Genomic DNA, 22,659 nt, shown 5'->3' with positions numbered 1-22,659 from the left:
ACTTCCTTTCCTGACTTACGAACAAAGTTATCGAGCGGAGGTGGCGGTGATCGAGCGGGAGCCCCGGCCGACCGCGACCATGCCGGACTGGACCAGTTCACGGATGCCATAGGGCTCCAGCATCCGGAGCAGGGCACCGATCTTGTCCGAGGTCCCGGTGGCTTCGACGGTGAGCGCCTCGGGAGACACGTCCACCACCTTCGCGCGGAACAACTGCACTGTTTCGAGGACCTGGCTGCGCACGGTGTTGTCGGCCCGGACCTTCACGAGCAGCAGTTCACGCTGCACGGCTGTGGACTTTTCCAATTCCACGATCTTGATGACGTTGACCAGCTTGTTGAGCTGCTTGGTCACCTGTTCGAGCGGTAGCTCCTCAACGGCGACCACGATCGTCATCCGGGACACCTCGGGATTCTCCGTGGGCCCGACGGCGAGGGATTCGATGTTGAAACCCCGCCGGGAGAACAGTCCGGAAACCCGCGCGAGGACACCGGGCTTGTTCTCGACCAGAACGCTCAGGGTGTGCACGCTCATCGGGCGTCTCCTTCTGTCGCGGCGTTCAGCTCCGCCTCGGCGGCGACCTCGTCGTCGTCGAAGAGCGGGCGGATCCCGCGCACGGCCATGATTTCGTCGTTACCGGTGCCCGCGGCCACCATGGGCCACACCTGGGCATCCTTCCCCACCACGAAATCGATCACGACGGGGCGGTCGTTGATCTCCATGGCGCGCCGGATGGTGGCGTCGACGTCCTCCTTGGTCTCGCAGCGGAGCCCGGCGCAGCCGAGCGCCTCCGCGAGGAGGGTGAAGTCGGGGATGCGGTGCTTGTGGGTACCGAGATCGGTGTTGGAGTACCGCTCGGAGTAGAAGAGGTTCTGCCACTGGCGGACCATGCCGAGGTTGCCGTTGTTGATGACGGCGACCTTGATCGGCGCGCCTTCGATGGCGCAGGTGGCCAGTTCCTGGTTCGTCATCTGGAAACAGCCGTCGCCGTCGATGGCCCAGACCTGCTTGTCCGGCACGCCGAACTTGGCGCCCATCGCGGCGGGGACGGCGAAGCCCATCGTGCCGAGGCCGCCCGAGTTGATCCAGGTGCGCGGGTTCTCGTACTTCACGAACTGCGCGGCCCACATCTGGTGCTGGCCGACGCCCGCGGTGTAGACCGCGTCCGGGCCGACGAGCGAACCGATGCGCTCGATGACGTACTGCGGCGAGAGCGTCCCGTCCTCGGGCCACTCGTAACCGGCCGGGTAGTCGTCGCGCCAGGCGCTCGCCTGCGTCCACCAGTCCTTCAGGTCCGGCTTCGCGGACTTGTCGGTCTCGGCGCGGACGGCCTCGATCAGCTCGGTGATGATCTCCGCGCAGTCACCGACGATCGGCACGTCCGCCTTGCGGTTCTTGGAGATCTCGGCGGGGTCGATGTCGGCGTGGACGACGGCGGCGTCCGGCGCGAAAGAGGACAGCTGCCCGGTGACGCGGTCGTCGAAGCGGGCGCCGAGGGCGATCAGCAGATCCGCCCGCTGCATCGCGGCGACCGCGGCGACCGAACCGTGCATCCCCGGCATGCCGAGGTGCTGCGGGTGCGAATCGGGGAACGCGCCGCGCGCCATCAGCGTGGTGACGACGGGGATGCCGGTCAGTTCGGCCAGTTCCATCAGCTGGCGCGAGGCGTCGGCCTTGACCACGCCGCCGCCGACGTAGAGGACCGGGCGCCGCGATTTGCTGATCAGCCGCGCGGCTTCGCGGACCTGCTTGCCGTGCGGGCGCAGCGTGGGCCGGTAGCCCGGCAGGCGCATCTCCGTCGGCCAGGAGAAGGAGGTCATCTCCTGCAGGACGTCCTTGGGGATGTCCACCAGGACCGGGCCGGGACGGCCGGTCGAGGCGAGGTGGAACGCCTCCGCGATGGTGCGCGGGATGTCCGCCGGGTCGGTGACCAGGAAGTTGTGCTTGGTGATCGGCATTGTGATGCCGCAGATGTCGGCTTCCTGGAAGGCGTCCGTGCCGATCAGCGCGCGGGACTGCTGTCCGGTGATGGCGACGACGGGCACCGAGTCCATGTTCGCGTCGGCCAGCGGGGTGACCAGGTTGGTGGCGCCGGGACCGGAGGTGGCCATGCACACGCCGACCTTGCCGGTCGCCTGCGCGTACCCGGTGGCGGCGTGCCCGGCGCCCTGTTCGTGACGGACCAGGACGTGGCGGACCTTCGTCGAGTCGAGCAGCGGGTCGTACGCCGGGAGAATGGTGCCGCCGGGAATACCGAACACGACCTCCGCGCCCACCGCCTCGAGCGAGCGGACGAGCGACTGCGCGCCCGTGACCCGCACCGGGGTCCCGGCGGGCGGCGCCGGCTTGGGTCGGGCACCGGTGGTACCGGAGTTCGCATCAGCTCGCGAGGTGGCACTAGTCATCGCTGTTTGCCTCGTCTTGTCTAGTCACTCGTTCGGGTATTCATTGGCTGGTTCGGCAGTGAAATTGTTCCAGGCAACAAAAAACCCCCGCCGACCGGAGTGGTCGCACGAGGGTCGCGCGTCGACGCAGCGGAGACTTCCCTAAGCGTCGACGCGCTTGGGAAGTACGAGGCCGGTCTGCGTTGTCACGAGAGTGAAGCTAGCCGGTCGCCGTCAAGAGTGTCAACTCTGCGGGACGGCGATTCCGCATGCTGGACACCTTCGGCGCGTGGTGCGACCCGCGTTCGGGGCCACGGAGGCCGCGGTGCACCATCTTTGACGTGGCAGAAGAAAAGCAGCGGGAACAGGCGAACGAGGACCGCAAGGCCGTCTTCAAAATCCCGAACACGGCATTGCTGGCGATCGCTTTCCTCGTCGTTTGTGTGACGCCTGTCGCGTTCGGCGACGTGCCGTATCTCCAGTGGCTCTACCTCTTCCCGATCGCGCTGGCGGTGTTCGTCATCCGGACCCGCACGACGGCGACGGCCGAGGGGCTGGAGGTGCGGACGATGTTCGGGCGGAAGGATCTGCCGTGGACCTCCCTCAAGGGCCTCGCCATCACTGACAAGGCGAAGGTGCAGGCGGTGCTGAAGGACGAGACCAAGGTCGCCCTGCCCGCCGTGCGCACCCGCCATCTTCCGGTGATCTCGCTGGTCAGCGCGGGGCGGATGGCCGATCCCTCCGGGCTGACCGACGACCTGGCCGAGGCTCCGGAAAAGCGCGACGATTCCGGGGAGTAGGATTGGTAGGACCAGTTTGGCGCTCGTTCGCCCTGGTCCCCATCCCGAACCTTGGAGTCAGCCGTGCCTCAACTCCGTTCCCGGACCACCACCCACGGCCGCAACGCGGCGGGCGCGCGCTCGCTCTGGCGCGCCACCGGAATGACCGACAGCGACTTCGGCAAGCCGATCGTCGCCATCGCGAACTCCTACACCCAGTTCGTGCCGGGGCACGTGCACCTCAAGGACCTCGGCGAGATCGTGGCCGGCGCGGTGAAGGAGGCGGGCGGTGTCGCCCGCGAGTTCCACACGATCGCCGTCGACGACGGGATCGCCATGGGGCACAGCGGAATGCTCTACTCGCTGCCCTCGCGCGAGATCATCGCCGACTCCGTCGAGTACATGGTGAACGCGCACCAGGCCGACGCGCTGGTCTGCATCTCCAACTGCGACAAGATCACCCCGGGCATGCTGAACGCCGCCATGCGGCTGAACATCCCGGTGGTGTTCGTCTCGGGTGGACCGATGGAGGCCGGGAAGGCCGTGGTCGTCGGCGGGGTCGCGCAGGCGCCGACCGACCTCATCACCGCGATCGCCGCGTCGGCCAGCAGCGAGGTCGACGAGGACGGGCTGTCCATTGTGGAGCGTTCGGCCTGCCCGACCTGTGGTTCGTGCTCGGGCATGTTCACCGCGAACTCGATGAACTGCCTCACCGAGGCGCTCGGGCTCTCCCTGCCGGGCAACGGCTCCACCCTCGCCACGCACGCAGCCCGCCGGGCGCTCTTCGAGGACGCCGGGCGCACGGTCGTCGAGCTGTGCAAGCGCTGGTACGAGCAGGACGACGAGTCCGTGCTCCCGCGCTCGATCGCGTCGAAGAAGGCGTTCGAGAACGCGATGGCCCTCGACATGGCGATGGGCGGTTCGACCAACACGGTGCTGCACATCCTCGCCGCCGCGCAGGAGGGCGAGGTCGATTTCACCATCGACGACATCGACGCCATCGGCCGCCGCGTGCCGTGCCTGTCGAAGGTCGCGCCGAACTCGGACTACCACATGGAGGACGTCCACCGGGCGGGCGGAATCCCGGCCATCCTCGGCGAACTGCACCGCGGCGGGCTGCTGAACACCGACGTCCACTCCGTGCACTCGCCGGATCTGGAGTCGTGGCTGTCCACTTGGGACATTCGCGCGGAGGAGCCGTCGGAGCGGGCGATCGAACTGTTCCACGCCGCTCCGGGCGGGGTCCGCACCACCGAGGCGTTCTCCACCGAGAACCGTTGGTCCTCTTTGGACACCGACGCCGCCGGCGGCTGCATCCACGACGTCGAGCACGCCTACACCAAGGACGGCGGGCTCGCGATCCTGCGCGGCAACCTCGCCGAGAACGGCGCCGTGATCAAGTCGGCGGGTATCGACGAGGAACTGTGGCATTTCGAGGGCCCGGCGCGGGTGCTGGAAAGCCAGGAGGAGGCGGTCTCGGCCATCCTCAAGAAGGAGATCCAGCCCGGCGAGGTGCTGGTGATCCGCTACGAAGGCCCGGCGGGCGGCCCGGGGATGCAGGAGATGCTGCACCCGACGGCGTTCCTCAAGGGCTCGGGGCTGGGCAAGAAATGCGCGCTGATCACCGACGGCCGGTTCTCCGGCGGCTCGTCGGGCATCTCGGTCGGGCACATCTCGCCCGAGGCCGCCGCGGGCGGGGCGATCGGCCTGGTCCAGAACGGCGACCGGATCCTGCTCGACGTCCACGAGCGGCGGCTCGAACTGCTCGTCGACGAGGACGTGCTCGCCGAGCGGCGCGCGAAGATGGAGGCGAGCGAGCGGCCGTGGCAGCCGGTCTCGCGGGACCGGAAGATCACCGCCGCGTTGCGGGCCTACGCGCGGATGGCGACTTCGGCCGACACCGGCGCCGTCCGGGACCCGAACAAGTAGCGGTCACAAGCATGCATTTAGAGGACTAAATGCGCAACGAGCGCATTTAGTCCTCTAAATGCGAGCCGTCAGCGGCAGAGGACGATCACCACGACCGAGGCGGCCGCCGACAGGAGCAACCCGATCAACCCGAACGAAAGCGGCCGCTTCCGCCACGGGGTGTTGACGTCCAGCGCGATCCGCCCGGAGCCCGCGAGCAGGACGGTCAGCGAAGCCGCGGCCAGCAGGAGTTCGAACTCGAAGCCCTGCCCCTGCTTCTGGAAGAACCCGCCGCCGAACTTCACGTAGACGATGTTCGCGCAGACGCCGAGCAGCGCGGCGGCACCGATCGGGGTGAACAGGCCCACCAGCACGAGCGCGCCGCCGACCACCTCGCTGATCCCGGTGATCCACGAAAGCAACGTGGTCTGGCTGGTGTAGCCGAGCTCGCCGAGTGCCCTGGCGAAGCCACCGACCCCAGGGCCGCCGAAGGCACCGAAGAGGTGCTGGAGGCCGTGCGCGCCCATCGTCACGCCGAGCACCACTCGCAGGACGAGCAGACCGAGATCGATCCCGCCCCTGGTCTCCGCCGGGCCGGGGCCGCTGTCGGCGTCGGCCACGTCCGAGATCATGCTGGTCTGATAGTCATCGCTCACGCGCGAAGGGTAGGGGAAACCGGCCCGTCAGGCGACCGAACCGCCGGAGCGGCTCAGAACAAGGTCGCGGGCTCGACCGGTTCGGGCTCCGGCAGCGGGTCGAGCCCGGGCACCAGGGCGCGCACGTCGTCGTGGAAGCGGCGGGCGAGCGCCGGCGCGTCGTCGTTGTCGGGAGTGTGCACGAAGACCGTCGGCGACCGGCCCTCCCGCAGCCATCCGGCGACCACCTCGGTCCACGGCCGCCATCCCTCGACGGTCACTTCGGTCGCGTCGCGGCCCAGGTAGCGGACGATCGGGCGATCGGTGAGCGCCCGCGTCCGCCGCGGCAGCCGGGGTTTCTTCGCCCAGGCGTCCTGTTCGGCTTCGCTGACCGGCGGACTCGCGAAGAAGACCGTGGTGTCGAACGGCACCCACTCGGCACCAGCGCCGGCCAGCGCCGTCTCCAGCAACGCCGTCGCGCGGGTGTCGCTGGAGAACTCCGGGTGACGCACCTCCACGGCGCGCCGGAGACCGGCGGGGAGACGACGCAGGAAGCGGCCGAGGGCGTCGACGTCCGACGGGCCGAACGAGCCGGGCAGCTGGGTCCACAGGACCGCCCGCTCACCGAGGGGTTCGATCGCGTCGAGGAACGCCCGCATCTCGGTCTCGACCCCGGCGAGCCGTTTCTCGTGCGTGACGACCTTGGGCAGCTTGACCACGAACCGGAAACCGGGACCGGTCTGCCGCGCCCACGTCTCGACGGTTTCCCTCGCGGGGGTCGCGTAGAAGGTCGTGTTGCCCTCGACCGCGTTGCACCAGCCGGCGTAGGCCCGCAGGCGTTCCCCGGCGGGCGACGACCGCGGCACGAACCGGCCCGCCCACGCCTTGTGCGTCCACATCGCGCAGCCGACATGAAGATTCGCCACGCCGATCAGTATTCGCCGTGGACCAGGTTCTTCGGCAACTCCCCGCCCAGATAGTGGCTCAGTTCCCGCACCACCACCGCGTAGGCACGCTGCCGCCGCCCGCTCACGGCGCCCGCGACGTGCGGTGTCAGCAGCAGTCCCGGCACGTCCCACAGCGGATGCCCCTCGGGCAGGGGCTCCGGGTCGGTGACGTCGAGAGCGGCGCGCAGCCGTCCCGACGCGAGTTCCGCGACGAGCGCGCCGGTGTCCACGACCGGCCCCCTCGACACGTTGACGAGGATCGCGTCGTCCGGCATCGCGGCCAGGAACTCCGCGTCGACCATGCCCCGCGTATGCGGCGTGAGCGGCACCATCAGGACGGTGATGTCGTGGTCGGGCAGCAGCCCGGGGAGTTCGTCGTTGCCGTGGACACCCTCGCGGGCCGTCGCGCCCACCATCGTGCAGCGCACGTCGAACGTCTCCAGCCGTCGGCGCAGATGCCTGCCGAGGTCGCCCGCGCCGACGATGAGTGCCCGTTTGCCCTGCAGGGTGTCGGTGATCCGGCGTTCCCAGTGCTTCCGCCGGTGGCCGTCGGCGAAACCGCCGAGGTCCCGGTAGATGGTCAAGAGGACCGCGACGACCCACTCGGCCGAGCTTCCGCCGTGCGCGCCGCGGCAGGTCGAGAGCAGCACACCGTCCGGCACCTTGCCGACCCAGTCCTCGGCGCCCGCCGCCAGCAGCTGCACGAGTTTGACGTTCGGCAGTTCGCGCCAGAGTTCCTCGCTGGGCCCCTCGCCGGTCACGAGGACCTCGGCCTCGGCGGCTTCGGCGGGCACCGGCTCGCCGCGGCGGTACACCACCGGACGCACGCCCTCGATCTCCGAAAGCGCGGCCACTCCCTCTTCGTCGGGCACGAGAACGGTCACAGTCATGATCACCACGGTATCGAGGAGCTCTTACCCGTGGCTCACGTACGCCCACCTAGGCTGGGCCCGTGCGTACCCGGTACCGGCGGAAATGGACCGCGCCGCTGGCCATACTGGCCTGCGGCGCCCTGATGCTCTCCGGTTGCGCCGAATTCGACAACACCGCCGCCGGGCAGAAGTTCACCCCGGTCAACCCGCCGTCCCCCGAGGTCCCGCCGCAGGTCGGGCCGGGCGGTGAAGCGGGCGACGCCGGTCCCGGCCGGGGAAACGGGCCGAACCAGGCGCCGACGCCGGTCCCGCCGCCGCAGGGCTGCAAGGACTTCGACAAGGCCGTCATCGCGACCTGCCTGGACACCGTCGCCGCCGTGGCCGCGATCCCCGGCGACGGCACCGCGCCGAGCGCGCTCGCCGGAGAACGCAAGAGCGGCCGGATCCTGCTCGCCGCCGCGGAGAAGGACCCGGCCGACTGGGCGACCGTCCCCGTGGACGGTTCCGGCGACGGCGGCCTCACCTCGCTCGCCCTCTCCCCCGGGTTCGCCGAAGACCAGCTCGTCTTCGCCTACATCACCACCCCGACCGACAACCGGGTCGTCCGCCTGGCGAAGGGCCAGGCGCCGAAACCGGTGCTGACCGGGATCCCCAAGGGGGCCACCGGCAACCGCGGCGCGATCGGCACCGACGCGAAGGGCGCGCTCCTGGTCGCCACCGGCGACGCGGGGAACCCCGGGCTCGCGGCCGATCCGGCGTCGCTGGCCGGGAAGGTGCTGCGCATCGACACCTCCGGCAAACCGGCGCCGGGCAACCCCACGGCGGGTTCCGCGGTCTTCTCCACCGGCGTGCACTCCCCCGGCGGGATCTGCCGCGACCAGGCCGGTTCCCGCGTGTGGCTCACCGACCGGCTGGCCGACAAGGACGTCCTGTACCGGCTTCGCGGCGGCCAGCCGCTGACCACCCCGGCCTGGAGCTGGACCGACAAACCCGGTGTCGCGGGGTGCGCGGATTTCGTCGGCTCCACCGGGTATCTCTCGATCACCACGTCCATCGCGGGCAACCTGCAGAACCTGCCGGTCACCCCGGACGGGGCGGTGACCGGCAAGCCCAACGTCGTCATGGACGGCAAGGTCGGCAAGCCGCCGAAGACCTTCGGCAGGCTGTCCGCGATGAGCATGGTCAACCCGCAGATCGCGCTCGCCGGAACGGTCAACAAGGACGGCGGTTCCCCGGTTTCGAGCGACGACCGCGTCGTCATCATCACGCCGTCGGCCAGTTCCGGCGGGGGCGGCAAGGACTGAGCGGTCCTAGCGGGACGGCCGCGGGTGGGGCGCCGGTGCGAACCGGGTGAACGACGGCGGCATCGCCTTTTCCTTGCCCTGCGGGTCGAACAGCTCCGGCACGAGCCGGTAGCCCGAGCCCAGCGCGTTCGCCGCGGCGGTGAGGCGGTGCGGTTCGGTGGACGGCCAGCGGCCGGTGTCCACCCGGGACAGCAGGGTGCGCAGCAGGACGATCTCCTCGGCCGCGTTGAACGAGCAGTGCCCGCCCCGGTTCACGTAGGTCTGCCGCAGCAGAGCGGGATCGCCGTCGCGCCGGACCTGGTCGCCGTACCACCGGGCCTGGCCCGCCACGGCGCCGCCGTCACCGGTGGTGTGCGTGGTCAGCACGGGTGACGGCGTGGTGCCGCGCGCCACGGTGAAGCGCTGCATGTAGGCCTGGGCCTTCGGATCCGCCGAAATCCGCGGAGCCGCGGCGAGCCGGTCGAGGTCGGCGTCCAGATCCACTCCGCCCGTCCGGTATGCCTGCCGCACCAGGTCGAGACCGGCGGACCGGACGAGCTGACGCCGGTAGTCGATCCCGGTGTTCGACGACGGGTTCCCGCCTGCCCGGCGCTCGATTTCGGGACGCGCACCCGGTCCGTAGCCGTACAGATAGGCGCCGGTGACCCACATCGCCTGCTGGGCCAGACGGTCGGCGGACGCCGTCGGCTCCGGCTCGTGTGCGAGTGCCCAGCCCGGGACGGTGCCCAGCGCACCGGCCAGTGCGATCCGCGCCCGGCCCGCGTCGGTCTTCTGCGCTTCGGCCACGACGGCTTCGAGTGCCGCCTGCGCGGCCTGCGGATCACGCGGCCGGACCAGGTCGATGTCCGCGTCCGGCGCCAGCAGCGTCTTGAGCGCGAAGAGCATGTCCAGCGCGCTGTTCCACGTGCCGTGCGCGTCGTACTCGCCGCACTGCGCCAGGACACCGTCGAACCGGCCCGGGTTGTTCTCGGCCAGCTTCAAGGAGATCACGGCGCCCATGGACATTCCGCTCGTGATCGTCCGCCGCGGTTTGCCCACGTTCGCCTCGAACCAATCGAGCAGCGCGATCTGGTCGGTCAAGGCTTCTTCGATCGCGTGCCCGAAGGTGCCCTTGTAGTTCGACGCGGCCAGCGCGTAACCCTGGTCCAGCAGCCAAGACTCGGTCTCGGGTCTGGTGGCCAGCATGATCCGCGCCGGCTTCCACGGGTCCACGTAGAGCCCGTGGCTGTAGAGCACCAGCGTGCCGTTCCAGCGTTTCGGCACTTTGACCAGATAGTCGGCGCCGTCGATGGTGCCCTCGTGAATCCGGTGGCGCTCCTTGGCGGCCGCGGGCGCGGCGGTGAACAGCGCGCCGAGGAGAACTGCGACGAGCACGGTGACGAGTGTCCTGCGTGAAGTGGTCATGCAGGACAAAATAGGTGACCAAATGGTCACATGTCAAGGCGTTCGCAAGCGCCCTCCCTTTCGCATTCAGAGGACTAAACGCGAGAGAGGTGGGGACTCAGGGACGGCGGGTGCGGGTCTCGGCACGCAGGCGCCGGACGTCGAAGAACGCCACGACGACGGAGACCACGGCGACCACCAGGCCGAGATAGCGGCCGAGGCCGGTCCCGATCTCGATTCCGGCGGCGGAAAGGATCCCGCGCTGGTCGGCGTCGAACTGCCAGTCGAGGGTGGTCCAGCCGAGCACCATCAGCAGCAGCGCGCCGATGGCCGCCATCAGCCACAGATGCGGCAGGCCCGCCCGGCGGACGGCGTCGACACGGCCGAACAGCACGACCGCGAGACCGGGAAGGAACAGGAGGAACACCGGCGCCCAAGCGAGGAAACCCGAACGCCACGCGTCACGCGTGACGTCGGTGGCGGGCAACGTGCTCAGCACGTCTTCGATTTCCGGGCGCGAGGCGGTCAGCGTCGTCCACGGAAGGAACAAGGCCACCAGCGCGAGCAGCCCGGCCGCGAGGCCGAGCCACTCACGCCAGGTGACCTTCTTCAGAGCGAGATCAGGCACCGACTCGCTCGACGATCAGTTCGCGCACACGCTTGGCGTCGGCCTGGCCCTTGGTGGCCTTCATGACCGCGCCGACGATCGCCCCGGCCGCGGCCACCTTGCCGCCGCGGATCTTCTCGGCGACGTCGGGCTGCGCGGCCAGCGCCTCGTCGACCGCCGCGATGAGCGCGGAGTCGTCGGAGACGACCTTCAGACCGCGCTTCTCGACGACCTCGGACGGCGAACCCTCGCCGGCGAGCACGCCCTGCACGACCTCCTTGGCCAGCTTGTTGGTCAGCTCACCGGCGTTGACCAGCGCGATGACCTCGGCCAGCTGCGCCGGGGTGATCGCCAGCTCGGCCAGCTCGATCTCACGGGAGTTGGCCTCCTGCGCCAGCGTGTTGACCCACCAGCTGCGGGCCTCGTCCGGCGTCGCCCCCGCCTCGACGGTCGCGGCGACCAGGTCGACCGCGCCGACGTTGAGCAGGTCGCGCAGCGCCTCGTCGGTCAGGTTCCACTCCCGCTGGATGCGCTTGCGGCGCTCCGACGGCATCTCCGGCAGCGTCTTGCGCAGCTCCTCGACCCATTCGCGCGACGGCGCGATCGGGACCAGGTCGGGCTCCGGGAAGTACCGGTAGTCCTCGGCGGTCTCCTTGGTGCGGCCCGACGACGTGGTGCCGTCGGCCTCCTGGAAGTGCCGCGTCTCCTGCTTGATGGAACCGCCCTCGGCGAGGATCGCCGCCTGGCGGGTCATCTCGTAGCGCACGGCGCGCTCGACGCTGCGCAGCGAGTTGACGTTCTTGGTCTCGGTGCGCGTGCCGAACTCGGTCGCGTCCTTGGCCATCAGCGAAACGTTCGCGTCGCAGCGCAGGGAACCCTGGTCCATGCGGACGTCGGAAACGTCCAGCGCGCGCAGCAGGTCCCGCAGGGCGCTCACGTACGCGCGGGCGACCTCGGGGGCGCGGCCGCCGGTGTGCTCGATCGGCTTGGTGACGATCTCGATCAGCGGCACGCCGGCGCGGTTGTAGTCGAGCAGCGAGTGCTCGGCGCCGTGGATCCGCCCGGTGGCGCCGCCGACGTGCAGCGACTTGCCGGTGTCCTCCTCCATGTGCGCGCGCTCGATCTCGACTCGCACGACCTCGCCGTCGTCCAGCGTCACGTCGAGGTAGCCGTTGAAGGCGATCGGCTCGTCGTACTGCGACGTCTGGAAGTTCTTCGGCATGTCCGGGTAGAAGTAGTTCTTCCGGGCGAAGCGGCACCATTCGGCGATCTCGCAGTTGAGCGCGAGGCCAATGCGGATCGCGCCCTCGACCGCCTTGCCGTTCACGACCGGCAGCGAACCGGGCAGGCCGAGACAGGTCGGGCACACCTTGGTGTTCGGCTCGCCGCCGAACTCGTTGGCGCAGCCGCAGAACATCTTGGTGTTGGTGTTCAGCTCGACGTGCACCTCGAGGCCCAGCACCGGGTCGAACCGCTCGATGACGTCGGCGTAGTCCATCAACTCAACCACGGCGGTCACTTCTTTCCTCCCAGCTCCGGAACCTCGTGCACCAGCGAGCCACCGTTGGCGGCGTCGCGCGCGACCTCGTAGGCGGCGCCGACGCGGTACAGCCGGTCGTCGGCCATCGCCGGGGCCATGATCTGCAGGCCGACCGGCAGGCCGTCCTCATGCGACAGTCCACTCGGGACACTCATCGCGGCGTTGCCGGCGAGGTTCGACGGGATGGTGCAGAGGTCCGCCAGGTACATCGCCATCGGGTCGTCGACGCGCTCGCCGATCTTGAACGCCGTGGTCGGCGTGGTCGGCGAGACCAGCACGTCCACCTTTTCGTACGCGGCTTCGAAATCGCGCGTGATGAGCGTGCGGACCTTCTGCGCCGAGCCGTAGTACGCGTCGTAGTAACCCGAGGAAAGCGCGTACGTGCCGAGCATGATGCGGCGCTTGACCTCCGGACCGAAACCCTTCTCGCGGGTCAGCGACATGACCTCTTCGGCGCTGTGCGCGCCGTCGTCGGACACGCGCAGGCCGTAGCGCATGGCGTCGAACCGGGCGAGGTTCGACGAGCACTCGCTCGGCGCGATCAGGTAGTACGCGGGCAGCGCGTAGGTGAAGTTCGGGCACGAGACCTCGACGACCTCGGCGCCGAGCGCGCGCAGCTGCTCGACGGCGGCCTCGAACGACCGCAACACGCCCGGCTGGTAGCCGTCGCCGGCGAATTCCTTCACCACGCCGACGCGGACGCCCTTGAGGTCACCGGTCAGGCCCTGGCGGGCCGCGGCGACCACCGGCGGGACCGGCGCGTCGATCGAGGTCGAGTCCATCGGGTCGTACCCGGCGATGACCTCGTGCAGCAAGGCGGCGTCGAGCACCGTCCGTGCGCAGGGACCGGCCTGGTCGAGCGAGGAGGAGAAGGCGACGAGACCGTAGCGGGAGACGCCGCCGTACGTCGGCTTCACGCCGACGGTGCCGGTGACCGCGCCGGGCTGGCGGATCGAGCCGCCGGTGTCGGTGCCGATCGCGATCGCGGCCTCGAACGCCGCGATGGACGCCGAGGAGCCACCGCCGGAACCGCCCGGGATGCGGGCGTGGTCCCACGGGTTGTGGGTCGGGCCGAACGCGGAGTTCTCCGTGGAGGAGCCCATCGCGAACTCGTCCATGTTGGTCTTGCCGAGCACCACGACACCGGCCTCGCGCAGCTTGCGCGTCACGGTGGCGTCGTACGGCGGGAGCCAGTTCTCCAGGGTCTTCGAACCGACCGTGGTCGGGATGCCCTTGGTGGTCAGCACGTCCTTGAGCGCCAGCGGGACACCGGCGAGGGCCGACTTCGGCGCCTTGCCCTCGGCGACGTCGGCGTCCACCGCGCGGGCGGCTTCGAGCGCGCCCTCGGTGTCGACGTGCAGGAACGCGTGGATGTGGTCGTCGACCTCGGCGATCCGGTCCAGGTGGGCCTGGGTGACCTCGACGGCCGAGACCTCACGGGACTGGATCTTCTCCGCCAGCTCGGCGGCGGTGAGCTTGATGAGTTCGGTCACTGTTCTTCTCCCAGAATCCGCGGCACCCGGAAACGACCCTCTTCGCTGGCCGGCGCACCGGCCAGCGCCTGCTGCTGGGTCAGCCCCGGTCGGACCGTGTCCTCACGGAACACGTTGGTCAGCGGCACGGCGTGCGACGTGGGCGGGACGTCCTCGCCTGCGACCTCGCTCACCTTGGCCACCGAGTCCAGGATCTGGTCGAGCTGGCCTGCGAAGACGTCCAGCTCCTCTTCGGTGACGGCAAGCCTGGCCAGCTTGGCGAGGTGTGCGACCTCGTCGCGGGAAATGTTGGGCACGCGGGTGACTCCCGGGGTGTGCTGTGCGGGTTCTGTCGGAAGCTGCAAGTCTATGGTGGCGGCGTCGGCGGACTCGATTGGGTTATGCCGCGGCCTGCGCTCCCATGTCGGGTAAGGAGTGCCTGGTTCGTTATCCCGCGCCCCGGACGTCGGGTCCCATTACCTCGTCCGGTCTGTCACAATCGGCGCCCGGCGTAGCGCGTTCCACGGCGAGGCTGGGACGCCTGAGGCGAGAGGGGCGCGTGTGTCGTTCCTGATCCGGGTCCAATTACCGGACACCCCGGGGACCCTCGGCGCGGTCGCCACCGCGCTCGGCACCGTCGGCGCCGACATCCTGAGCGTGGACGTCGTCGAACGGGGCGGCGGTGTCGCCATCGACGACCTCGTCGTCGAAATCCCCTCCGGCAGGCTGCCGGACGCGCTGATCACCGCCGCCGAAAGCGTCGACGGGGTCGAGGTCGACGCCGTCCGGCCGTACGCCGGGGTGCTGGACACCCATCGTGAGCTCGAACTGGTCGAGGAGATCGCCGCGAAGCCCGCTTCGGGGCTGGAGATCCTCGCCGAAGGTGTGCCGAGGATCATCCGGGCGGGCTGGGCCGTCGTCGTCGAGCACGCCGAGGCCGGCGCGATCCGGCTGGCGTCGTCCAACGCCGCTCCCGAAACGCCGATCACCGATCTGCCGTGGCTGCCGCTGGAACGCGCCACCATCCTCGACGCCGAAGAGGCGTGGGTGCCGGAGACGTGGAAGGAATTGGGGACCGAGCTCGCGGCGACGCCGCTGGGGAAGCCGGGCAAGGCGCTGCTGGTCGCGCGGCCGGGCGGGCCGAACTTCCGGGCCGCCGAGGTGGCGCGGTTGGCGCATTTCGCCGGGATCGTCGCCGTCGTTCTGGACAGCTGACCTCATGCATTTCGTCCTCTGAATGCGGTGGTTGCACGCGCAAGTACCGCATTCAGAGGACTAAATGCGGGGCTCAGAGCTCCAGGCGGTACGCGATCAGGGTCACCCCGGGATGCGGCTCCCAGTCCCGCTCGGGCAGCCGCACGAAGCCGAGCCGCTCGTAGAGCCGGTGGGCCCGCGTCATCGTCTCCAGGCTGCACAGGACCACCCGGGCCGCGCCGAGTTCCCGCGCCCGGTCGCCGAGGGCAGCACCCCGAGCATGCGGAACTCCAGTTCGCCCTCGCGGGACAGCTCGGCGAAGGGCGTCCCCGGGTGCGCGATGGTGACGGTGCCGACGAGCGTGCCGTCCCCGTCCACCGCGACCAGCAGTTCGGCCAGCTCCGCCCGCCGGGCGGCGTCGAGCAACTCGGTCGCGTAGCCCACGCCGTCGACGAGGCTCCGCTCCGCCGAGTACGCGGCCAGCGTGAGCTCCCCGACGGCCGTCAGCTCCTCCGGCCGCGCGGGCCGGATCTCCAGGTCACTCACCGCTCTCCTCCTCGCCGGTCGGCAACGCGAGCTCGGCCGCGGCCTCGGGCCCGTCTTCCAGCAGCACACGGAAGCCGTTCTCGTCGAGCACCGGCACCTTCAGCTGGACGGCCTTGTCGTACTTCGAGCCCGGCGCGTCGCCGACGACGACGAACGCCGTCTTCTTCGACACCGAACCGGCCGCCTTCCCGCCGCGGGCCATGATGAACTCCTTGGCCTCGTCGCGGGAGTAGTCGTTCAGCGAGCCGGTGACGACGATGGACAGGCCTTCGAGGTTGCGCGGGACGGACTCGTCGCGCTCCTCCTCCATCCGCACGCCCGCCGCACGCCATTTCTCGACGATCTCACGGTGCCAATCGACCTCGAACCATTCCTTCGCGGCCCGCACGATGGTCGGGCCGACACCGTCGACGGCGGCGAGCTCCTCTTCGGAGGCGTTCTCGATCCGTTCCAGTGAACCGAATTCCCGCGCCAGCGCCTGCGCGGCCGTCGGGCCGACATGCCGGATCGACAGCCCGACGATGACCCTCCACAGTGGACGGTCCTTGACGGTTTCCAGGTTCTCCAGCAGTTTGCGCCCGTTGGCCGAGAGCTCCCCCGCCTTGGTGCGGAACAGCTCGACCTGGAGCAGCTTCTCCTCGTCCAGGTCGAAGATGTCGCCCTCGTCGTGCACGACACCGGCGTCCAGCAGCGCCACCGCGGCCTCGTACCCGACCACCTCGATGTCGAAGACGTTCCGGCTCGCCAGGTGGAACAGCCGCTCCCGCCGCTGCGCCGGGCAGAACTGGGCGTTCGGGCAACGGATGTCGATGTCGCCCTCCTTCTGGTACGCCAGTTCGGTGTCGCAGTTGGGGCAGCGCAACGGCATGACGAACTCGCGCTCTTCGCCGGTGCGCGCGTCGGCGACCGGGCCGAGTACCTCGGGGATGACGTCGCCCGCCTTGCGGATGACGACCTTGTCCCCGATCAGCACGCCCTTGCGCTTGACCTCCTCCTGGTTGTGCAGGGTCGCCATCGCGACCGTGGATCCGGCCACCTTCACCGGCTCCATCACCGCGAACGGGGTGACCCGCCCGGTGCGGCCGACGTTGACCTGGATGTCCAGGAGCGTGGTGATCGCCTCTTCCGGCGGGTACTTGTAGGCGATCGCCCAGCGCGGCGCGCGCGACGTCGTGCCCAGACGGCGCTGCAGCGCGACCTCGTCGACCTTGATGACGACACCGTCGATCTCGTGTTCGGCGTCGTGCCTGTGCTCTCCCCAGTACTGGATGTGCTCCAGCAGCTCCTTGCCGGAGGTCAGCACCTTGCTGTGCGGCGAGACCGGCAGGCCCCACGCGGCGAGCGCGTCGTACGCCTCGGACTGGCGTTTCGGCTCGAAACCCTCGCGTTTGCCGAGGCCGTGGCAGATCAGCCGCAGGTTGCGCGACTTCGTGATCTTGGGATCCTTCTGCCGCAACGATCCGGCGGCCGTGTTGCGCGGGTTCGCGTACGGATCCTTGCCCGCCTCGACCATTTTCGCGTTCAGCGCCAGGAAATCCTCGACGCGGAAGAACACCTCGCCGCGGACCTCGACCAGTGCGGGCACCGGGAACTCGTCCGTCGCCGTCAGCCGCTCCGGCACCTGCTCCAGCGTGCGGACGTTGAGCGTGACGTCCTCGCCGGTGCGGCCGTCACCCCTGGTCAGCGCGCGGGTCAGGCGGCCGTTCTCGTACAGCAGGTTGATCGCGAGCCCGTCGATCTTCAGTTCGGCGAGGTACTTCGTCGCGCCGATCTCCTTCTGGACCCGCTCGACCCAGGCCTCGAACTCCTCGGTGTCGAAAACGTTGTCGAGGCTGAGCATGCGCTCGAGGTGGTCGTGCGCGACGAACTCGGTGGAGAACGTGCCGCCGACGTTCTGCGTCGGCGACTCCGGCGTCACCAGCCCCGGATACTCGTCCTCGATGGCCTGGAGTTCGTTGAGCAGCTCGTCGAACTGACCGTCGGACACGATCGGTGAATCCAGCACGTAGTACCGGAACTGGTGGCCGCGGATCTCCTCCGCCAGCTCGGCATGCCGTTCACGGACGTCGGCAGGCACGTCGGTGACGTCCTGCGCCGGCTCGATGTTTTCGGGAAGTTCGCTGCTCACGGGGGTAACCCTAGTCGGGGGTACCGACATTTCCGGGCTCCGGTGAACCGAGTCCGCCGACCACTTCGCGTAGTTCGAGCAAGGTCAGCTGCCCGTCCTGGGCCTCGGTCACCAGCTCGACCTTGCCGAGGCGTTCGGCCGCGACACGCTCACCCAGCGTGGCGTCCAGCGGCAGGAACGTCATGGTCGTCCGGGTCTCCGGCGCCAGCTCTTCGATCAGCGGATGGAACACGGTCACGTCCACCCGTCCGGCTGCTTCGTCGACTTTCGCGGTCACCCGGACGTCGGCGAGCGCGATGCGGGTCTCGCCGAGGTTGACGGTGACGTCACTCGGATCGGGGACCGGTGGCACCGAATCGTGGTACTCCCAGATCGCATCCTCCGGCGGTGCCGCGGCCTTCCACGCGTCGGTGTACGGGCGCAGTTCCGGATCCTCCTGGCCGGTCAGCACCAGTGAGTAGATCGCCCGGTGCCCACGATCGAGGGAGAAGTGCAGCCGGGGATGCAGTGCCTCGACGATGGTGCAGAGGTCGTGTTCCACCCGATGCGGTTCACGGTCGCCGAGGGCGGCGCTGACCTCCGGCAGGAGCGCGAACCACGCCTCCCAGAACTTCGCCGCCGCGGCGGCCGCGTCCTCGGGGACCGGCTGCTCCGGCCAGGCGGTACGGGGGTCGGGAACGTCCTCGGATTTACGGGAACGGCGGAACAAACGCATGACGGGCACGCTACCGCGCCGCTCACCAGCCCTCAGGCGGTTCGGTGAAAGCCTTGCCGGACTCGCGGCTGAGCGTGAGCGCGCGGCGCATCCACTCGGGAGTGGCACCCGCGAGCCCGCACGCCGACGTCGGCACGACCTGGTCCGCGAGGATTTCGCGGCGGAAGCCGAGCCGGTCGACGAGCTTGAGGACGGGCGAGACCACGTCACGCAGTTCCACCGGCACGCCGGGGTCGGTGGTGGGGACGAGGCCGAGCATCAGCGTCGTGCCGGAGTCCAGCGTCTCGCCGATTTCGTCGAGCAGCGCGGGCGAAGCGCCCTTCAGCAAGGCGAAGTCGAACGCGATCGCCTTCGCCCCCGCCGCGCGCAGCAACGAGATCGGCGGTTTTTCGGCGCAGCAGTGCACCGCGACCGGCTGACCGGTGATGCGCTCCGCGCCCGAGATCACCGTCGAAAGCAGCTCGCGGGCTTCCGGCGCGGGCACGGCGGGAACGGTGCCGTAGCCGGACGCCGTCGGGAGATCACCGGCGAGGACCGCGGGCAGCGACGGCTCGTCGAACTGGATCACGACAGGCGCGCCGATACGCGATTTCAGTTCCTCGACGTGGCCTGTCAGTCCGTCGAGCAGCGAAGCGGCGAAGTCACGCAGCGCGCCCCTGTCGGTGAGGACCCGGTGTCCGCGCGGGAGTTCGACGTTCGCGGCCAGCGTCCACGGCCCGGCGACCTGGATCTTGAAGGCGGGCGGCGCGGCACCCGCCTTCTCCCGCGCCTCCTGGACGGCGTCGAGGTCCCAGTTCAGCAGATCGAGGGCCCGGCGGTGATCGTGCCCGGGACGGGCGGTGACGCGGTAGCCGCTCGGCACCACCTCGACGGCGAGGTCGACCAGCAACGCCGCCGTCCGGCCGATCATGTCGGCGCCGACGCCGCGGGCGGGAAGTTCGGGCATACAGGGGAATTCGGGCAGTTCACCGAACACGATCGAAGCGGCCTCGACCGGATCGGTACCGGGCAGGGAACCGATCGCGGTGGCCGCGCCAGGGGGCCAAGGTCGTTCGTTCACACCCGGATTCTCCCCTTGGTCCGAGTGTGCGGGGCGGCGGGGCACGGGAGGACACGGACATTCGACGCAATTGCCGTCGTCGAGCCCCAGACGGCGCCGCGCGCATTACGCTGACCTGCCATGACGAGCTCTCCACAGCCCGCCGGCTGGTATCCCGACCAGCAGAACCCCCGGGTGTACCGGTGGTGGGACGGGCAGGCCTGGACCGCGAACACGCGGCCGTCGCACGACGCCGAGATGATCGAGCTGGACATCGAAGGCGCGCACGACCCGAACAAGATCCGGGCGCAGGCGGCACGGGGGACCCAAGGCCGGGCCACCGGGGTGGTCGGCGGCGGAACGCTGTTCTCCGAACCCGTGCTGGTGGTCAACCAGCGCGCGAAACTCATCGAGATGTCGAACGAGTTCGGCGTGTTCGACCAGAACGGCAACCGCCTCGGCGGCGTCGTCCAGGTCGGGCAGAGCACGTTGAAGAAGGCCATCCGGCTGCTCACGAACTACGACCAGTTCCTGACCCACCGCTTCGAAATCCGCGACGCGAACCACAGCACCGTGCTGAAGGTGACGCGGCCCGCGAAGGTGTTCAAATCCCGGTTCCTGGTGACGAAGGCCGACGACTCCCCCATCGGGGAGATCGTGCAGGAGAACGTCTTCGGCAAGATCCGGCTGGGTTTCGTGGTGAACGGCCAGAAGGTGGGCGGGATCTTCGCGGAGAACTGGCGGGCGTGGAACTTCGTGATCAAGGACCACGCCGACGTCGAGATCGCGCGGATCACCAAGACCTGGGGCGGTTTCGTGAAGGCCGCGTTCACCACCGCCGACAACTACGTCGTCGAGATCCACCGGCCGCTGCGAGACCCGCTGGCGTCGATGGTGGTCGCTTCGGCGCTGACGATCGACACCGCGCTGAAGCAGGACGATCGCTGAAGGCCGTCGTACCGGCAGCCCGTGTCCCCCAATGTGGCATTGGGGACGATCAGCGTCTCCAATGCCACATTGGGGACGTCACCCGACGGGGCTCTCTTCTGTTTTGGACTTGCGCGAGCGCAATCACCTGGCCTCAGACGAGTCCCGCGTGTCGCGCCGAACATGTCACAACGGGCTTCTACGCTGCATCGCGAAGCTCGTCCACTTACCTCCTCGTACGGCCGTCGGGGAGGTTCCCCTGGCTTCTCGACTCTGCCGAGCAGAGGCTCGCGCAGTACTTCAGGGGGTGGAGGTGAAGGCCCATGGCACAAAAGGGCCGTAGTAACCGGTTCGCCGTCAGAGTCAGGTTCGAACTGACCCTGACGGCGAACCACGTGATAACCCTGGTCGTACTGGCGCTGTTAGGGCTAGAAACCTTGTACCAGCACTGACCTGGGGCAACCCATCGCCGGGGCTGTCCACCAGGATGGCTCCGGCGATGACTTGCGCGGTCAAAGATTCGACCTTATCCGCGCAACTGTAACCCCGTTGGTCTGCGTATACGCAACACATCGCCCGGCATGTTCCGCACTGATCTGCATTGCCCGCAGCGTGGGCCAAATACCAAGTGACCGGGGTCTCACCCCGCTCAAGTGGACACTCGGCTTCCGGCGGCACAAAGTGGTGGGACTGGGCGGCACACCGGAGTGCGTCCGGGACGGAGGTCACCATGCAGCCGTTGCCGGAAGACGGCGAACGGGACTGGGCGGAGCCAGGCGTCTACACGGTTTCGCCGGGGGTCCACCGGATCCCGCTGCCCCTGCCGCAGGACGCGCTGCGCGCGGTCAACGTCTACGTCGTCACCGACGGCACCCGCCTGGTCCTCGTGGACTCGGGCTGGGCGCTGGAGTCGGCGCGCGAACGGCTTTCGCGCGGGTTGAAGGCGCTCGGCGCGGATCTCGGCGACATCGACGAGTTCCTGATCACCCACGTGCATCGCGATCACTACACGCTGGCCGTGGAACTGCGCCGCGAATTCGGCGGCACACTCGGGCTCGGGAAACGGGAAGAGCCGTCGCTGGTGCGCTCCGGCGATCCGGACCGCTTCCCGATGGAGGCGCAGGTCGGCCTGCTCCAGCGGTGTGGCGCGGACGCCGTCGTCGACGAACTCGCCAAGGCCTTCGGCGGCGTCCGGCACACCGAGGCGCATCTGTGGGAGCAGCCCGACGAGTGGCTCGTCCCCGGGAAACGCGCGATCGTGCCCGGCCGCGAGTTCGACGTCGTGCACACGCCGGGCCACACGGACGGGCACGTCGTCTTCGTCGACGACGAGGCGGGGCTGGTGTTCTCCGGCGACCACGTGCTGCCGCACATCACGCCGTCCATCGGCTTCCAGCCGGTGCCCACCGAGCTGCCGCTGAGTGACTACCTCGACTCTCTGCGCCTGGTGCGCGAGATGCCGGACCGGCGCATGCTCCCGGCGCACGGCCCCGTCACCGACAGCGTCCACGCCCGCGTGGACGAACTGCTGGAGCACCACCGCGACCGGCTCGAGGTCATGGGCGCCGAGATCACCGCGGACGTCACGACGGCGTACGAGGTCGCGCTGCGGCTGGGCTGGACGCGCAAGCGGCGCAAGCTGCCCGACATGGACCCGTTCAACCAGATGCTCGCCGTGCTCGAGACCGGTTCGCATCTGGATCTGCTGGTGGCCCAAGGGAAACTCACCTCGACCGAAACCGACGGGGTGCGACACTACGCGTCATGATCATCCGTCAAGCGCGCCGGGAAGACGTCGCGGCGATCGTCGGGATGCTCGCCGACGACCAGATCGGCAGCACCCGCGATTCGGCCGACGACCTCACGCCGTACCTGAAGGCTTTCGAGCAGATCGACGCCGATCCGGCGCAACTGCTGATCGTCGCCGACGACGGCGGGGAGGCCGTCGGCACGCTCCAGCTGTCGATCATTCCCGGCCTGGCCAGGAAAGGCGCGCTGCGCGGGCAGATCGAGGCCGTCCGGGTGCGGTCGAGCCATCGCGGCTCCGGCCTCGGCGGCGAGCTGATGAGGTGGGCCATCGACGAATCGCGGCGGCGGGGCTGCGCCCTCGTGCAACTGACGTCGGACGTGAAACGCGAGGACGCGCACCGGTTCTACGAACGCCTCGGTTTCGAGGCGACGCACACCGGCTTCAAGCTGAAGTTCTAGCCCCGCCCCCGCATTTAGTCCTCTGGATGCGGTAGTTGCACGCGCAAGGACCGCATTCAGAGGACTAAATG

At 69.3% G+C, this 22,659-nt stretch carries 20 protein-coding genes and 1 pseudogene; 7 read left to right on the top strand and 14 right to left on the bottom strand.

All coding sequences use genetic code 11. The features are described 5' to 3' along the window. Positions 1 to 27: 27 nt before the first annotated feature. Together ilvN and ED92_RS23025 are read right to left on the bottom strand one after the other, a co-directional pair. The gene (gene ilvN, locus ED92_RS23030) at positions 28 to 534 is read right to left on the bottom strand and encodes an acetolactate synthase small subunit (RefSeq protein WP_005162051.1); all 507 of its coding nucleotides are present in this window, start codon (positions 532 to 534) and stop codon (positions 28 to 30) included. Continuing rightward, positions 531 to 2,405 carry an acetolactate synthase large subunit gene (locus tag ED92_RS23025; RefSeq protein ID WP_037341934.1) on the bottom strand — a complete coding sequence of 625 codons (1,875 nt, stop codon included), beginning with the start codon at positions 2,403 to 2,405 and terminating at the stop codon, positions 531 to 533. The genes ilvN and ED92_RS23025 overlap by 4 nt, the downstream gene beginning before the upstream one ends. 320 nt (positions 2,406 to 2,725) lie before the next feature. Here ED92_RS23025 and ED92_RS23020 point away from each other — a divergent pair, with 320 nt between their 5' ends. Both ED92_RS23020 and ilvD read left to right on the top strand, forming a co-directional pair. Further along, positions 2,726 to 3,184, top strand: a complete 459-nt coding sequence (locus ED92_RS23020) for a PH domain-containing protein (protein WP_037341932.1) — start codon at positions 2,726 to 2,728, stop codon at positions 3,182 to 3,184. 63 nt (positions 3,185 to 3,247) lie between these two features. Beyond that, complete coding sequence (gene ilvD / locus ED92_RS23015) at positions 3,248 to 5,092, top strand: dihydroxy-acid dehydratase (RefSeq protein WP_037341930.1); 1,845 nt, start codon at positions 3,248 to 3,250, stop codon at positions 5,090 to 5,092. 68 nt (positions 5,093 to 5,160) lie between these two features. Here the strand turns inward: ilvD and ED92_RS23010 are convergent, their stop codons facing one another. From ED92_RS23010 to ED92_RS23000, 3 genes are all read right to left on the bottom strand, one after another. Beyond that, positions 5,161 to 5,703, bottom strand: a complete 543-nt coding sequence (locus ED92_RS23010) for a DoxX family protein (RefSeq protein ID WP_037341928.1) — start codon at positions 5,701 to 5,703, stop codon at positions 5,161 to 5,163. Between the two features lie 77 nt (positions 5,704 to 5,780). Continuing rightward, a complete protein-coding gene (locus ED92_RS23005) occupies positions 5,781 to 6,605 on the bottom strand; it encodes a DUF72 domain-containing protein (RefSeq protein WP_037341927.1) in 825 nt (274 codons plus the stop codon). 32 nt (positions 6,606 to 6,637) lie between these two features. Next, positions 6,638 to 7,543, bottom strand: coding sequence for a 2-hydroxyacid dehydrogenase (locus ED92_RS23000; RefSeq protein WP_037342561.1), 906 nt, complete (start codon positions 7,541 to 7,543; stop codon positions 6,638 to 6,640). A gap of 62 nt (positions 7,544 to 7,605) precedes the next feature. Here ED92_RS23000 and ED92_RS22995 point away from each other — a divergent pair, with 62 nt between their 5' ends. Next, positions 7,606 to 8,829, top strand: a complete 1,224-nt coding sequence (locus ED92_RS22995; RefSeq protein ID WP_037341926.1) for a sorbosone dehydrogenase family protein — start codon at positions 7,606 to 7,608, stop codon at positions 8,827 to 8,829. A gap of 6 nt (positions 8,830 to 8,835) precedes the next feature. Here ED92_RS22995 and ED92_RS22990 read toward each other — a convergent pair whose 3' ends face one another. The 5 genes from ED92_RS22990 to gatC form a co-directional block, all read right to left on the bottom strand. Then, positions 8,836 to 10,233: a DUF6351 family protein gene (locus tag ED92_RS22990; protein WP_037341924.1), complete on the bottom strand. Its 1,398-nt coding sequence runs from the start codon at positions 10,231 to 10,233 to the stop codon at positions 8,836 to 8,838. Positions 10,234 to 10,330: 97 nt separating this feature from the next. Next, positions 10,331 to 10,840, bottom strand: coding sequence for a hypothetical protein (locus ED92_RS22985; RefSeq protein WP_037341922.1), 510 nt, complete (start codon positions 10,838 to 10,840; stop codon positions 10,331 to 10,333). Next, positions 10,833 to 12,338, bottom strand: a complete 1,506-nt coding sequence (gene gatB, locus ED92_RS22980) for an Asp-tRNA(Asn)/Glu-tRNA(Gln) amidotransferase subunit GatB (RefSeq protein ID WP_037341920.1) — start codon at positions 12,336 to 12,338, stop codon at positions 10,833 to 10,835. The genes ED92_RS22985 and gatB overlap by 8 nt, the downstream gene beginning before the upstream one ends. Then, positions 12,335 to 13,852 (bottom strand): Asp-tRNA(Asn)/Glu-tRNA(Gln) amidotransferase subunit GatA, encoded by a 1,518-nt coding sequence (gene gatA / locus ED92_RS22975; protein WP_037341916.1) that lies wholly within the window; start codon positions 13,850 to 13,852, stop codon positions 12,335 to 12,337. Before gatA ends, gatB begins: the two co-directional genes overlap by 4 nt. Continuing rightward, a complete protein-coding gene (gene gatC, locus ED92_RS22970) occupies positions 13,849 to 14,148 on the bottom strand; it encodes an Asp-tRNA(Asn)/Glu-tRNA(Gln) amidotransferase subunit GatC (RefSeq protein ID WP_005162012.1) in 300 nt (99 codons plus the stop codon). The genes gatA and gatC overlap by 4 nt, the downstream gene beginning before the upstream one ends. 244 nt (positions 14,149 to 14,392) lie before the next feature. Here gatC and ED92_RS22965 point away from each other — a divergent pair, with 244 nt between their 5' ends. Then, the gene (locus tag ED92_RS22965) at positions 14,393 to 15,046 is read left to right on the top strand and encodes an amino acid-binding protein (RefSeq protein WP_037341914.1); all 654 of its coding nucleotides are present in this window, start codon (positions 14,393 to 14,395) and stop codon (positions 15,044 to 15,046) included. 73 nt (positions 15,047 to 15,119) lie between these two features. On the opposite strand, the pseudogene ED92_RS22960 reads toward ED92_RS22965, so the two are convergent. From ED92_RS22960 to ED92_RS22945, 4 genes and pseudogenes are all read right to left on the bottom strand, one after another. Beyond that, positions 15,120 to 15,571 (bottom strand): annotated as a pseudogene (locus ED92_RS22960) (GNAT family N-acetyltransferase). Beyond that, positions 15,564 to 17,699, bottom strand: coding sequence for an NAD-dependent DNA ligase LigA (gene ligA / locus ED92_RS22955; protein WP_037341913.1), 2,136 nt, complete (start codon positions 17,697 to 17,699; stop codon positions 15,564 to 15,566). The pseudogene ED92_RS22960 and the gene ligA overlap by 8 nt, the downstream one beginning before the upstream one ends. Before the next feature lie 10 nt (positions 17,700 to 17,709). After that, positions 17,710 to 18,414 (bottom strand): hypothetical protein, encoded by a 705-nt coding sequence (locus tag ED92_RS22950; protein WP_037342560.1) that lies wholly within the window; start codon positions 18,412 to 18,414, stop codon positions 17,710 to 17,712. 22 nt (positions 18,415 to 18,436) lie between these two features. After that, positions 18,437 to 19,474 carry a methionine synthase gene (locus ED92_RS22945; RefSeq protein WP_037341910.1) on the bottom strand — a complete coding sequence of 346 codons (1,038 nt, stop codon included), beginning with the start codon at positions 19,472 to 19,474 and terminating at the stop codon, positions 18,437 to 18,439. Between the two features lie 120 nt (positions 19,475 to 19,594). Here ED92_RS22945 and ED92_RS22940 point away from each other — a divergent pair, with 120 nt between their 5' ends. The 3 genes from ED92_RS22940 (at position 19,595) to ED92_RS22930 (ending at position 22,588) form a co-directional block, all read left to right on the top strand. Then, positions 19,595 to 20,401, top strand: coding sequence for a phospholipid scramblase-related protein (locus ED92_RS22940; RefSeq protein WP_037341907.1), 807 nt, complete (start codon positions 19,595 to 19,597; stop codon positions 20,399 to 20,401). Between the two features lie 709 nt (positions 20,402 to 21,110). Beyond that, entirely contained in the window at positions 21,111 to 22,148 is a 1,038-nt protein-coding gene (locus ED92_RS22935) for an MBL fold metallo-hydrolase (RefSeq protein WP_037341904.1), read from the top strand. Then, positions 22,145 to 22,588: a GNAT family N-acetyltransferase gene (locus tag ED92_RS22930; protein WP_037341901.1), complete on the top strand. Its 444-nt coding sequence runs from the start codon at positions 22,145 to 22,147 to the stop codon at positions 22,586 to 22,588. The genes ED92_RS22935 and ED92_RS22930 overlap by 4 nt, the downstream gene beginning before the upstream one ends. Positions 22,589 to 22,659 lie beyond the last annotated feature (71 nt).

Source organism: Amycolatopsis sp. MJM2582, assembly GCF_000754115.1.
Taxonomy (GTDB): Bacteria; Actinomycetota; Actinomycetes; order Mycobacteriales; family Pseudonocardiaceae; genus Amycolatopsis; species Amycolatopsis japonica.
Note: the sequence above shows the minus strand (reverse complement) of the source record. Positions and strands in the feature narration are given on the sequence as shown.